General features: G+C 55.1%; 12 protein-coding genes. 7 read left to right on the top strand and 5 right to left on the bottom strand.

Going from position 1 to position 12,337, the window contains the following annotated elements:
* Nucleotide 1: 1 nt before the first annotated feature.
* The 6 genes from KSF73_14030 to KSF73_14005 are packed head-to-tail and all read left to right on the top strand — an operon-like array spanning nucleotide 2 to nucleotide 6,114.
* Nucleotides 2-922 carry a sugar ABC transporter permease gene (locus tag KSF73_14030; GenBank protein MBV1776831.1) on the top strand — a complete coding sequence of 307 codons (921 nt, stop codon included), beginning with the start codon at nucleotides 2-4 and terminating at the stop codon, nucleotides 920-922.
* Nucleotides 923-924: 2 nt separating this feature from the next.
* Complete coding sequence (locus tag KSF73_14025; GenBank protein ID MBV1776830.1) at nucleotides 925-1,749, top strand: carbohydrate ABC transporter permease; 825 nt, start codon at nucleotides 925-927, stop codon at nucleotides 1,747-1,749.
* A 6-nt stretch (nucleotides 1,750-1,755) separates the two neighbouring features.
* Nucleotides 1,756-2,844 (top strand): sn-glycerol-3-phosphate ABC transporter ATP-binding protein UgpC, encoded by a 1,089-nt coding sequence (ugpC, locus tag KSF73_14020; GenBank protein ID MBV1776829.1) that lies wholly within the window; start codon nucleotides 1,756-1,758, stop codon nucleotides 2,842-2,844.
* Nucleotides 2,845-2,854: 10 nt separating this feature from the next.
* Entirely contained in the window at nucleotides 2,855-4,027 is a 1,173-nt protein-coding gene (locus tag KSF73_14015) for a Gfo/Idh/MocA family oxidoreductase (protein ID MBV1776828.1), read from the top strand.
* Nucleotides 4,024-5,310, top strand: a complete 1,287-nt coding sequence (locus tag KSF73_14010; GenBank protein MBV1776827.1) for a D-tagatose-bisphosphate aldolase, class II, non-catalytic subunit — start codon at nucleotides 4,024-4,026, stop codon at nucleotides 5,308-5,310. The genes KSF73_14015 and KSF73_14010 overlap by 4 nt, the downstream gene beginning before the upstream one ends.
* 30 nt (nucleotides 5,311-5,340) lie before the next feature.
* Nucleotides 5,341-6,114 carry a DeoR family transcriptional regulator gene (locus tag KSF73_14005; GenBank protein MBV1776826.1) on the top strand — a complete coding sequence of 258 codons (774 nt, stop codon included), beginning with the start codon at nucleotides 5,341-5,343 and terminating at the stop codon, nucleotides 6,112-6,114.
* Nucleotides 6,115-6,191: 77 nt separating this feature from the next.
* Here KSF73_14005 and KSF73_14000 read toward each other — a convergent pair whose 3' ends face one another.
* The 3 genes from KSF73_14000 to KSF73_13990 form a co-directional block, all read right to left on the bottom strand.
* Entirely contained in the window at nucleotides 6,192-6,797 is a 606-nt protein-coding gene (locus tag KSF73_14000) for a response regulator transcription factor (protein MBV1776825.1), read from the bottom strand.
* A 79-nt stretch (nucleotides 6,798-6,876) separates the two neighbouring features.
* Nucleotides 6,877-7,980, bottom strand: coding sequence for a sensor histidine kinase (locus KSF73_13995; GenBank protein MBV1776824.1), 1,104 nt, complete (start codon nucleotides 7,978-7,980; stop codon nucleotides 6,877-6,879).
* 99 nt (nucleotides 7,981-8,079) lie between these two features.
* A complete protein-coding gene (locus KSF73_13990; protein MBV1776823.1) occupies nucleotides 8,080-9,906 on the bottom strand; it encodes a CIA30 family protein in 1,827 nt (608 codons plus the stop codon).
* Nucleotides 9,907-10,195: 289 nt separating this feature from the next.
* Between KSF73_13990 and KSF73_13985 the strand changes: the two genes are divergently transcribed.
* The gene (locus KSF73_13985) at nucleotides 10,196-10,459 is read left to right on the top strand and encodes a hypothetical protein (GenBank protein ID MBV1776822.1); all 264 of its coding nucleotides are present in this window, start codon (nucleotides 10,196-10,198) and stop codon (nucleotides 10,457-10,459) included.
* On the opposite strand, the gene KSF73_13980 is transcribed toward KSF73_13985, so the two are convergent.
* Complete coding sequence (locus KSF73_13980) at nucleotides 10,460-11,089, bottom strand: transcriptional regulator (protein ID MBV1776821.1); 630 nt, start codon at nucleotides 11,087-11,089, stop codon at nucleotides 10,460-10,462.
* On the bottom strand, nucleotides 11,086-12,315 hold the full coding sequence (locus tag KSF73_13975; GenBank protein ID MBV1776820.1) for an MFS transporter: 1,230 nt from the start codon (nucleotides 12,313-12,315) through the stop codon (nucleotides 11,086-11,088). Before KSF73_13975 ends, KSF73_13980 begins: the two co-directional genes overlap by 4 nt.
* Nucleotides 12,316-12,337 lie beyond the last annotated feature (22 nt).

Here is a 12,337-nt window from a genome sequence, read left to right as displayed (position 1 = left end):
CATGGCGGTTCAACAATTCAGGGCCGGACCACCCGAGCGCATTGCGCGGCAACACCAGCGTTACGGCATGCTGATGGTCTTGCCTCTGGTGCTGGGACTGAGCATCTTTTTTGTGCTGCCATTGCTTCAGAGTGTGTTCTATAGCTTCACCGATCTGGGTGCATTTGGTGCGTGGCAGCACCTGACGCTGGATAACTATGTACGCTTGTGGTCCGATGAAAAGCTGCGTGCGGCGCTGTGGAATACCTGCGTCTATGCAGTGGTCTGTGTGCCCTTGATTCTGGCCATTTCGCTAGGCTTAGCCCTTGCGTTGAATGCCAATGTGAAGGGCATCGGGGTGTACCGGACCCTCCTATTCGTACCGGCCGTGACCATGTCGACTGCGGTTGCACTGGTGTGGCGCTGGATATTTGACTTCGATTTCGGCCTGTTGAATCAGCTTCTGGAGCAATTTCAGGTCGATCCACAGGCATGGCTCGCAGACCCTCAGGTTGTCCGAATCAGCATCATGGCAGTGCTGGTATGGAGCTCAATCGCGGTAAAGATGGTGATTTTGCTTGCCGGATTGCAAGCCGTACCCGGTGAAATGCTGGAGGCAGCCTGGATGGATGGTGCGGGTAAATGGGCACGTTTTCGCTACGTGATTCTGCCCCAGATGGTGCCTACCTTATTTTTCGTATCGGTCATGACCCTGATCGAGGTTTTACAGATTTTCGATCTGATCTATATGCTGGTGGGACGCAATCCGCTGGTCGAGGATCATGCGCAATCTATTGTCTATCTGTTTTACAAGTATGCCTTTGAAGAGCAGGAAAAAGGCTATGCCTCGGCAGTGGCAATGGTGCTGTTTGCCATCACCATGCTGCTGACAGTTGCACAGCTTAAATTGAACCGTTACCTGACTCGCTGGCAAGGACAATAAGCATGAGTACGCTGAAGAAATCCTCTCCTGTTGCCCATCTTGTTCTGGCACTGTCTGCATTATTAACGGTTGGGCCATTTCTATGGATGATGCTTACATCGTTCAAGACGCAAACTGAGTCGATTCAAACTCCACCGACTGTATTGCCGGCTGTCTGGCATGCGGAAAACTATGCCTTAGTCTTTCAGGAAATGCCTTTTCTTGGCTTTTACTTCAATACGCTTTGCGCCACGCTCATTGTGGTAGCAGGGCAGGTGGCTATTTCTGCCATGGCTGCCTATGCCTTTGCAAGGCTGAAGTTCCCAGGGCGCGATCTGCTGTTTGTGGTATGCCTGTCGATTCTGATGGTGCCCGTTCAGCTGCTGGTCATACCGCAATTCATGATTATCAATCGCATGGGATTACTGAATTCCATGACAGGTCTGGTGCTGCCCAATCTGTTCAGTATTTATGGCGCATTCATGCTGCGGCAGTTCTTTCAGGGCCTCCCCAAAGAGCTGGAAGAGGCGGCCATTGTCGATGGCCTGAATCCGCTGCAAACCTTCTGGTACATCATGTTGCCCTTGGTGAAGTCAGGGCTGATTGCATTCGGGATTATTGTGGTGCTATGGAGCTGGAATAGTCTCTTGTGGCCACTCATCGTGAATACGGAAGAAGCGCGCATGACGCTGCCGGTGGGGCTGGCATCGCTGGGTAGCCGTGCGGGTACCAGCTATCCTGTATTGATGGCGGGGGCGGTCATGGCGATTGCGCCTCTGCTGTTATTGTTTGTGCTGTTCCAGCGTCATTTTATTGCCGGGCTCGCCAGCGCCGGTATCAAAGGGTAGGGCGTTATGGCGACGATTCGTCTTTCTGGTGTAAGCAAAACGTTCGATCAGCATACGGTTGTTCACGGACTGGATCTGGATATCCGCGAGGGGGAGTTCATTGTCCTTCTTGGACCGTCCGGATGCGCCAAATCCACCACCTTGCGCATGCTGGCCGGGCTCGAATCTATCAGTACGGGTGAGCTGCTGATGGACGATGTGCGGGTCAACGACCTGTCCCCGAAGGAACGCGGCGTGGCCATGGTGTTCCAGAATTATGCGCTCTATCCGCATATGACGGTTCGGGACAATATCGGTTTCAGCTTGAAGATGTCTGGCGTGGCAAAAGCGCAAATCCGCACTTCCGTAGATGAAGTTGCGCGCGTACTGGAACTTGATCAGCTACTGGATCGCTATCCGGCGGCATTGTCTGGCGGGCAGCGGCAGCGCGTAGCCATTGGGCGTGCCATGGTGCGTAAGCCCAAGGTATTTCTGTTCGATGAGCCGCTCTCCAATCTCGACGCCAAACTCCGCCACACCATGCGTACTGAAATCCGTGAGTTGCATCAGCGTGTGAAAGCAACAATGGTGTATGTAACGCATGATCAGGTTGAGGCCATGACGCTGGCCGACCGCATCGTGATCATGAACAAGGGGCGCATAGAACAAGTCGGTACGCCGGAAGAGATCTATCGGCATCCACGCAATCGGTTTGTTGCGACATTTATCGGTGCCCCCACGATGAATGTCCTGCCATTCTCGATTCTTGCGGGTACCCGCTTTGGACAATCATTGCTAGCGGGGTATCGCACGATACCGGCTGATGCGGGGATTGGCATCCGCCCCAATCATTTACACCAGTGCGATGCGGCAGAGGCCAATCTGCAGGCTACGGTCACCCTGAGTGAGTATCTGGGCAATGAACGCATCGTGCATGCGCACATTGCCGATCATCTGATGGTTATTCAGGTGCCTGAGCATGTTCATGTCCAGACCGGACAAGTCTTGCACCTCCGTGCAGATGCCGCGCTTTGCCATGTCTTTGATGCGCAAAGTGGTGAACGAATCGCATGCGCGGCAGCAACTTCTCCGCTTGATCAGCACGTGATCGCCTAAAGGAAACAGTATGCATCGAGTCGGGTTTATTGGTGCAGGTGGCCTACGCGGCAAACTTGCTGATCTTGTTGCGTCTGTGGGGCGAGGAATTGTACTGACTGCCGCAGCGGATCCGAATCCTGCGGCGCTACAAGCATTTCGCAACAAGCACGGTGAGCACATTCGCCTCTGTGGTGATTACCGCGAATTGTTGGCTGGCGATGATGTCGACAGTGTCTTTATCATCAGCCCGGATCATTTTCACGAAGAACATGCATGTGCGGCGTTGGAGGCCGGAAAAGCGGTCTACCTCGAAAAGCCGCTGGCGATCAGCGTAGCGGGATGCGATCGCATCCTGGATACGGCCTATCGCACGGGCACCAAATTATTTGTCGGGCATAACCTTCGTTATTTCCCCGTATTGCAGACGATGAAATCGCTGATCGATGCCGGGGTGATTGGCGAGGTAAAGGCCATCTGGTGTCGCCATTTCGTTTCGTATGGCGGGGATGCCTACTTCAAGGATTGGCACTCCGAAATCTGCCATACCGGAGGCCTGCTACTGCAAAAGGGCGCACACGATATCGATATGATTCACTGGCTGGCCGGTGCGCCTACCCGTCGAGTGTGTGCCATGGGCACGCTGGCTGTGTATGGCGATACCCCGCGCCGGGCGACAGCGGATCCCGTGCCACCCGTGCGTTTCGACACCAACGCCTGGCCGCCCGGTAGCAACGGCGGCATGAGTCCGCATATTGATGTCGAAGATCACAATATGGTGTTGATGCAGCTGGGAAATGGTGTGCAGGCCAGTTATCTGCAATGTCATTTCACGCCGGATGCAGTCCGAAACTACACGGTGATCGGCACGCGAGGCCGTCTGGAAAATATCGGCGATTCCGGTGAGTGTGCGATTCACCTTTTTAATACCAGAACAGATAGGTTTGGCGAGCCTGATCGGGTGATTCCGGTGGCGAGTGTCGATGGCAGTCATGCCGGAGCCGATCCCGCCATCATCCGCGCATTTTTTGATTTTGTTCTAGATGGGATTGCACCTTCCGTGACCCCTGTTGATGCCCGCCAGGCAGTTGTCACTGGCGTATGCGCAACAGAATGCCTAAAGGCAGGCGGCGGCGCAGCGAATGTGCCCGAACTCGACCCCGTGTTATTGAATTACTTCCATCGTCATCAGGAGACCCGATGAATCGCCTGCATCATGCGCTGACCCAGCGTGACACGCATCAAGTACGAGGTGTCTACAGTGTGTGTTCGGCCAATGAATATGTACTGCGTGCAGCCATGTCGCATGCCGGGCGATTGGGGATCGATCTGCTGATCGAGGCAACCAGTAATCAGGTCGATCAATATGGCGGATACACAGGGATGACCCCGGCTGTGTTTCGCCAGTGGGTCGAGACACTGGCAGCAGAGGAGTCCTTTCCGCTCGGTCAATTGCATCTGGGAGGCGACCATCTCGGCCCGAATGCTTGGCAGGCCTTGCCAGCGGCTGAAGCCATGGCGCGTGCCGATGTGCTGATTGATGCCTACGTTCGTGCGGGATTTAGCAAAATCCATCTGGATTGCAGCATGCGCTGTGCAGATGATCAGGCAGTATTGTCCGAAGCGTTGATCGCAGAACGGGCGGCGCGATTGTGCGCAGTGGCAGAAAGTGCAGCGGTGGATATCGGGCTAAGCGATGAAATGGCATATGTCATTGGTACGGAAGTGCCGGTGCCGGGCGGTGAAACATCGCTTGGCGGGGGCGTGGCAGTGACGCGTCCCGAAGCTGCAGCTTCGACGATTGAAGCGCATCGTCAGGCCTTTATCGCGGCAGGTCTGGCATCCGCGTGGTCACGCATTATGGCGCTGGTGGTTCAACCGGGCGTGGATTTTGACCATACCAGTGTTCAGCAGTACACGCCCGCAAACGCTGTGGCACTGACCCGCATGATTGACGCCTATCCGAGCATGGTTTTCGAGGCACATTCAACGGACTATCAGCCTGAGGCTGCATTGACTGCGCTGGTTCGTGACCGCTTCGCCATTCTAAAAGTGGGCCCCGGCGTGACCCATGCATTGCGTGAGGGGTGGTTTGCGCTGGCAGCGATCGAAAGGGAAGTGGTATCAGCTGAATGTTATTCTGCTTTACCTGATGTACTTGATTCTGTGATGATTGCGCAACCAAAATACTGGCAAAAGTATTATCAAGGCGACGCACAACTACAACTTTGGCTCCGACGCTTTAGCTTTAGTGACCGTTCGCGGTATTATTGGGGGGATGCCAAGGTCATGGAAGCGTTGAATCGAATGATTCAGAACCTTCGTCAAACGGCGATTCCATTGTGTGTCTTGAGTCAGTACATGCCAGAGCAGTATCAGGCAGTTCTGTTGGGGGAACTGGATTCTGATCCTGTTGCTCTGGCCCGCCATAAAGTAGAGCGTGTGCTGAACCAATATGCGCGTGCATGTGGAGTTGCGACAACCTGAGCATCGTCAGCACAGTTCACAAGGTCAAGCATGAAAAAAACAAGTCAACGCAGGGAAATTATCCTGAATCATCTCATTGAACATGGGAGCGTCGAGGTCAGTGATCTGGTCGCCAGGTTCAATGTGTCCGCTGTGACAATCCGCAATGATCTGGCTGCTTTGGAGGAAAAGGGCCTGATCACTCGCGCATATGGCGGCGCTTATTTCAACCGTGCAGCAATGGTTGAACAAAGTGTAGCCCAGCGCGATGCCATCAATCATCCAGTGAAGGCACGGATTGGTGCCGAAGCTGCACGATTAGTTGGCGAAAACGAAACCATCATCATTGATGCCGGATCGACCACTCTCCAGCTGGCCAAGCACCTCAAGAATAAATCCGGCGTTACCGTGATGACGAATGGTCTGAACGTAGCAGCCGAGCTTGCAGATGCCGAAGGGGTCGAGGTAATGATCACCGGTGGCAATCTGCGCAAAAAATCGATGTCCTTTCAAGGCCCTCAGGCTGAAGCCAGCTTTGACCACTATCGGTTTAACAAACTGTTTCTGGGTGTCGATGGCCTTGATATCAACTATGGCATCACGACCCATAACGCGGATGAGGCCATGCTCAACCGGCGGATGGCAGAGGTATCAGGTGAAATCATTGCGATTACCGACTCAAGCAAAGTGGGTAAAATCTGCCTGCACAAAATTGTCGGACTCGACCGCATCAGCATGCTGATTACCGACGATGGTCTTGACCCGCAACTGCTGAAGGCCATGAATGATATGGGCCTGAAAGTGGTCATGGTACCGAAGGATTAAACGAGAATTTGTGTGCGCCGACCAGATGCGGGCACATCGACATCAAGGTAAAAAGGCCCGTTCGGGCCTTTTGTATTTTACAGCCAGCCTTTTTCTCGAGCCATGCGTGCCGCATCGACCCGGTTGGCGGCGCCCAGTTTGTTGATCGCTTCCGATAAATAGTTGCGAACGGTGCCTTCCGAGAGATGAATGCTGCCCGCAATATCGGCCGCACTTTTGCCTTCGCCCGCCAGTCGCAATACCTGACGCTCGCGATCAGTCAGTGGATCGTCGGCCTCCCAGCCAGCCAGTGCCAGTTCGGGCGCAATAGCACGTTGACCAGCCATCACCTTTCTTAACGCAGCCGCGAGTTGTTCGCTGGGCGCATCCTTTAGCAGATAACCATAGACGCCCGCATCCATCGCACGGCGCAGAAACCCGGCACGGCCAAAGGTTGTGACAATGACCACTTTGGTTTTGACATTGCGGCGCTTAATCTCGCCTGCCAGTTCAAGGCCGGTCATGACTGGCATTTCGACATCGGTGAGCACGATGTCGGGTTCGAGCGATTCAGCCAGCTTGAGTGCAGCCTTGCCATCTCCCGCCTCCCCGACGACGTCAATATCGCCTTCGAGTTTGAGCAGGGCAACCAATGCCCCCCTGACCAACGCCTGATCTTCGGCGATGACAATACGGATACTCATGAATTGATCACTCCCGGCCTGCTTTCTGATTATGCCGGGAGTGTATCAGAGTCAATTGCGCCTTGTTTTCTGGCATGTATTACGTCGCTAATTTGCTGCGCAGAGACGCACGGAGTTGCATCCCGTGTTCGACCACGATTTTCAATTCGCCATCCACGGAGGCAAGCCGCTGGCGCATGCCGCTCAGACCATTGCCCTCCTTGATGCTACCTGCGACCGCTTTGCCATTGTCGCGCACCTGAAGGACCACATCGTGTGAATCCTGCGTCACGCTGATCCACACCTCGCTTGCGCCGCTATGGCGAATGATGTTGGTGATGGATTCTGTCAATGTTTGCGCCAGTGCATGCTCGGATGCGGCATCGAGAGATGCAATGGGTTGAACCGTGAAATGGTGGGTAATGCCTGCTGCTGTCAGGGTTGCTTCACTCTGGCGTACCGCTTCAATCAGACTGACTGATTTCAATCCCAGAATGGCCTGACGAACCTGTGTCAGTGCTTCACGGGCAATCGCAGCCACTTCTGCGCTCTCTGTTGCAGCGCGGGCGGGTTCGCGCTCAGCCAGTTTGCTGGCCAGTTCGGCCTTCAGTGCAATCATCGACAGGGTATGACCCAATAGATCGTGCATATCGCGGGCGATACGATCGCGATCGGCAGATTTGGCCATGCGTTCCTGCGCGATTTCCAGTTCTGCAACCTTGATCAGCTTCTGTTTACGCTCGAATTCCGACCAAATCCCCAGGCCTGCGGTAAAGGTCACGAATCCTTGAATGATCGGATAGCCAAGCCATACATTGAGCAGCGAGTACACACCCCAGCTGCCGATATTCACCAGAAGAAATTGCGCGATTCGTTCTTTGCGGCTGAAAAAATCGCCACCGATAAAGCAGGCGTAAATGAAGAAGGTGTAGCACGCCCAATTGAACGGTAGCGCGAGGGCGCCGATCAGGAAAGTGGCCAGGGTGATCAGGTAAAGCGTACGCGAATCGCGAATCCGGTAGGAAGCAAAGTGCATCGGCACATAGGCGATGCAAGCAAGAATGGAGACCAGTCCGGACCACTGGTTGAGCGGCGACATAAAGTTGTCGCTGATAAAAGGCATGCCCACAAACAATAGAAAGAACAGTGAAATCCAGCACTGCATTCTGCCGGTGGGAACCATTTTCTGACGGACGTCTTGCATGATGAAGGTTTCCTTGATGAGCCCGGAGCATGCCACACCCTTGCCTGACATGCATTCCGGCTAGCGCGGGTGTGTGATTTGGCACACCCGCCTGGTGGATTAGCTACCGCGTTTGATCAATTCCACGTCCTTGATATCGAACTGGTAGGCGCCCGGCGTACCGTAGGACACGATACCGAATCCACTTGCCTCACTCGCCACAAAGCCCGACAGCTGGTTGAACGGAATGATTTTCTCTTCCCAGTCGGTGCTGGTCTTGAATTGGGTGAAAGCAGGCATGAATCCGGCTGCCTTGTGATAGGCCAGCAACGTGTACTGTTTGCCATCCCCCTTGATCTTAAACCGGATGGCATCTGCGGCAGCCAGATCAGCAGGTTGATAGGGGGCAGAGCCCGGGTAAAAGGCCGCACCGCTCCATGACAGACTCTTGCCGGCTTTTACCTCACCGCTGACGCGCAGGGCATCCATAGTTGCGCTCAGCGATGCCGTGGATGCACCTCCCACGACCACATCGGTGCTGATGTCCCAGCCCTTACCAAATGGCGATACGATTTTGCCATCCACAATGTTCAGCATCTTGCCATCTGCAGGCAGGGGCGTGGCAACCCGGCTAGCGGCTTCCAGACGTGTCTTGGCGATGCTGGACAGGCGTGCCTGACGCAGCGATTCCTTGCTGACGCCATCTTTCCATACCTCAACGATGTCGCGAGTAGCCAGAATATTCCGGGTCGGATCACCCTTAACCAGTAGCAAATCTGCCTTCAGCCCCTTGGCGATGCGGCCACGGTCATTTAAATGAAACGCTTTGGCGGGTCCCGCAGTCGCTGCGCTCAGTGCCTGAGTTGGCGTCAGGCCACCTTGAACCAGTAACTCGATTTCGCGATGCAACGACACCCCCGGGATGGTTCCGGGGTTACCAGAATCGGTGCCTGCGAGAATGGGTACGCCGGCCGCATTGAGTGCGCGAATCGATGCGGACATCTTTTCGTCCAGTTTGGCTGCGCGATCTGCACCATTGCTCCGATTGATTACGTTGAGCTGTGTGGCATCCAGCAGGCCTTCGAGCGCGGGTGCCTGTGAAAGTGATTTGCCCGCTGCGCGGCCAGAGAAGCCCTCATACACGGTCCACGTTGGCACAATGAATACTTTTTTCTCTGCAGCCAGTTTCACAAAAGCAGGATCTGCGGCTTGATCAACAAACAGGTGAACCAATCCGTCCGCGCCGCATTCGACGGCGTCCCGTGCCCCTTCGAGCGAGCCGATGTGAATCACTGCCTGCTTGCCATGCTTGTGTGCGGCATCAATCAGTGCCTTGAGCGTGGCCTTGTCGATGGTATGCATCTCCATCTTGTAGGCATGGCCGTCGTCGTACACGATCTTGATGTAGTCCGACCCCTCGGCAATCCGCGCTTTCACGAATGCATCAGCCTGTTCGGGGGCTGTAATGGTTGGAATGGCGAAACCATACTCGGTGCCATGGCCTTCCGGGGCGGTAGCCAGAATCCCGGCACTGAACAGATCAGCCTCATCCGTCAGGGTGCCCGCTTTCATTTTGGACTTGATACCGGTCATCATATCCGGGTGCATGAACATATCGAGCTGGGTGGTGACACCGGATAGCAGCGTCAGATCACGGTTGGCAAAGGCATGCACATGGCTGTCAATCAGGCCGGGCATCAGAGTACAGGGCTGGCAACCTGTTTCGCGGGCGCCGGCAGGTGTCTTGCCCTTGTAGTTATCATGTGCAATCTTGCCATCCTTGATCAGGACGTTACGGTTTTTGTGCAGGCTGTTGCCATCAAAGACATCCACATTGCGGATCAGGGTAGTGTCGGCGCGTGACTGCGAACCTAACGCAGCAATCACGCCGACAATGATGGCGATGTAACGTGGGGTGGAGCAAAAGCTGGAAGTGGTGCTGCGCATGATGTCGTTCTCCTCGGTTGATATCCAGACTGTCGATGGGATGCAGTATGAAGGTCATTCGCGAGGGAAATCAGTGCAAAGCGTCACGACTTGGACATGACATTTGTCATATGGTCGACGGTGGGTATGAGTAGATGCAACATCATAATGAAGGCTGCATGGATTGTGCGAAAAGTCTGTTTTTGATCAAAGTCTTGCATGATTTGCTGAGATAAATTGAATGTGTGGCGACCGTTTTATGTCGTAGCCGTGCTGCATTCAAATAACAGTGAGCAAGCAGGAGACATTCATGGATCTGGTGCTGGATCGTTCGGCCGCAAGTGATGTAAGGAAGGGCGGGGCGGCAGGGTACGGCTTCACGGTGTCTGGCACCCGAATCAGCCCACCAAATGGCTGGCGCATACTCGCGCAGGGGATGCCAGTTCCCGTGATTCATCGCCTGTATTTTGACGGGTCGGGTTGGTCGGGTATCCGGCGATTCCATAGCCCACTCACCCCGCATGCGGCGCAGTTGCGCGGCAGGGTGCGCGGTATTGCAGTGCCTGTGCCTTAATTAGCAGCCGGAAATGGGGCTTATCCGGTAAACGCAGCGTTGCCCGTCGTTTAGTAAATGTGATTCACGCTCCACATGCGCTTCTGGCAGCAGATCCCGAAAGAGTGCGAGCTCACTACGGCAGAATGATTGGCACGCGCGTGCTGCCGCGCAAATTGGACAATGGTGCTCGATAAGCAGCCAGTCGGACTGATCGGGCCTTGCTTCCGCCATATAGCCTTCCAGGCTACGCAGGGAAGCCAGTGCCATAACCTTGTCGCCAAGCGTGTGCTGGCCGGATAGCTGATCTGCATACTGCGTACGCATGTCCTGCTCCCGCGCACCAATAATGGACTCCATGGCGGCTGGCCCGAGCTGAGCCTGAATGTGGGTAAACAGCGTATTCAGCAAATCGCTATGGCGATCCGGAAAGCGCCCGTGCGCGGCCTCCGTAAGTGACCACCAGCGCGCGGGGCGCCCTTTGGCCGCTGCGTGTTCGGCAAAGCACACCAGTCCATCTGCAGTGGCGGCCTCCAGTTGTCGTCGTGCGCCCATCGAGGTCAGGCCAAGGATGTCCGCCAGTTGCTGCGTTGTCATGGGCCCACGAGTTTTTAATTCAAGCAGTAAACGGTATTCAAGATCGTTGTTCATGAAGTACTCCCATGCATCGCGGGCTGTGAACGTGCCGTCACCCAAGGTCCCAGGCCTCGTGCCGCAATGAGGCAAGCCAGCGCACCCAGCGCCAACATGGCCCGGCTATCGAGCAACGTGATGCCAGCCCCCACCAGTGCCGCTGCGACATTGGCAATACTGGCGGTGGCTCCAAGCAGTCCCATGACGGCGCCCTGGCCGTGCTCGCCGAAACGTTCGGCGCACAGGACCGGCATCACACTCTGATACAGGGAATTGGGAATGCCAAATGCCACCAGTGCGATCATGCCAACCATCGGACTTGTGAGCACCATTGCTAAAATCAGCAATCCTGTTAGCGCGGCTAACCGCGATAGGTGAGCGGCATGCATATCGGGTATCAGCTGCCTGCCCAAGAAGACGGAAACACTGGTCATGACCAGACATAAGGCTGCGGTGAGGATAGAAATGCCCTGTGCGCCCATATGCGCAAATTCCACCAGCCACAGCGGATAAAACTCATAGAAGGTGAAGACACCAAAGGTATAGGCAAACTGAAGTAGAAACAGTGTGCGGATGTCGCGGTGTGCCAGAAGCGAGAATGAGTGGCGATCGCGAATCGTTGCCCAAATGCCGCCGCTGCCTGATCTTTGAGGCGCATGATGCGGAAAGGCAAACCATCCCATAATCCATGTAAAAAATAGAATGACTGCAGCAATTGCAAAGGGCACCTCATTCCCCCAGTGGACGGTTGCACCCGCCAGCGCCGGGCCAAGCAGCCAGCCAGCATAGGCCGCGCCATTTAGCCAGGCGAAAGCACGCGTACGCGCATCGCCTTCCATATGATCCGCAAGCATCGCCCGTGCAATCGCGGTGTTGCCTTCATTCAAACCTGTCACAAAGCGAGCCAGAACAAACAGGGGGTAATGCTGTGCCAGCAAAGCCCATAGCGTAAATGCATGACCAACTGCAGACGAAAACGTCGTGAACAGCAGCAGTGGCCTGCGTCCGTACCGATCGGATAGGGGGCCGAGCATGATCGATCCGAGCAAAAGCCCCAGCGGATTGACGGCCAAAGCAATGCCCAGTAATAGCTTGGGTGGCAGGCCTGCAAACTGATTCAGGCCGTTGATGCTGCCATCGGCAAACAAGGGGGCAAGAATGGGATAAGGGAGTGCCGCTCCAATGGTCGACAGGATGGACACGAAGCAAGCGGTGAGTACTAGCAGGCGATTGTATTGCGACATAAGCGGCTCCTGTCCGGTAGTG

This window comes from Burkholderiaceae bacterium DAT-1 (assembly GCA_019084025.1).
GTDB lineage: Bacteria > Pseudomonadota > Gammaproteobacteria > Burkholderiales > Chitinimonadaceae > DAT-1.
This window is presented reverse-complemented; position numbering and strand designations above follow the sequence as displayed.

What these genes read in the sequence shown, in the direction of transcription:
- KSF73_14030 (MBV1776831.1), top strand. Translation starts at nt 2, where the DNA reads ATGGCGGTTCAACAATTCAGGGCCGGACCACCCGAGCGCATTGCGCGG.
- KSF73_14025 (MBV1776830.1), top strand. Translation starts at nt 925, where the DNA reads ATGAGTACGCTGAAGAAATCCTCTCCTGTTGCCCATCTTGTTCTGGCA.
- ugpC (MBV1776829.1), top strand. Translation starts at nt 1,756, where the DNA reads ATGGCGACGATTCGTCTTTCTGGTGTAAGCAAAACGTTCGATCAGCAT.
- KSF73_14015 (MBV1776828.1), top strand. Translation starts at nt 2,855, where the DNA reads ATGCATCGAGTCGGGTTTATTGGTGCAGGTGGCCTACGCGGCAAACTT.
- KSF73_14010 (MBV1776827.1), top strand. Translation starts at nt 4,024, where the DNA reads ATGAATCGCCTGCATCATGCGCTGACCCAGCGTGACACGCATCAAGTA.
- KSF73_14005 (MBV1776826.1), top strand. Translation starts at nt 5,341, where the DNA reads ATGAAAAAAACAAGTCAACGCAGGGAAATTATCCTGAATCATCTCATT.
- KSF73_14000 (MBV1776825.1), bottom strand. Translation starts at nt 6,797, where the DNA reads ATGAGTATCCGTATTGTCATCGCCGAAGATCAGGCGTTGGTCAGGGGG.
- KSF73_13995 (MBV1776824.1), bottom strand. Translation starts at nt 7,980, where the DNA reads ATGCAAGACGTCCGTCAGAAAATGGTTCCCACCGGCAGAATGCAGTGC.
- KSF73_13990 (MBV1776823.1), bottom strand. Translation starts at nt 9,906, where the DNA reads ATGCGCAGCACCACTTCCAGCTTTTGCTCCACCCCACGTTACATCGCC.
- KSF73_13985 (MBV1776822.1), top strand. Translation starts at nt 10,196, where the DNA reads ATGGATCTGGTGCTGGATCGTTCGGCCGCAAGTGATGTAAGGAAGGGC.
- KSF73_13980 (MBV1776821.1), bottom strand. Translation starts at nt 11,089, where the DNA reads ATGAACAACGATCTTGAATACCGTTTACTGCTTGAATTAAAAACTCGT.
- KSF73_13975 (MBV1776820.1), bottom strand. Translation starts at nt 12,315, where the DNA reads ATGTCGCAATACAATCGCCTGCTAGTACTCACCGCTTGCTTCGTGTCC.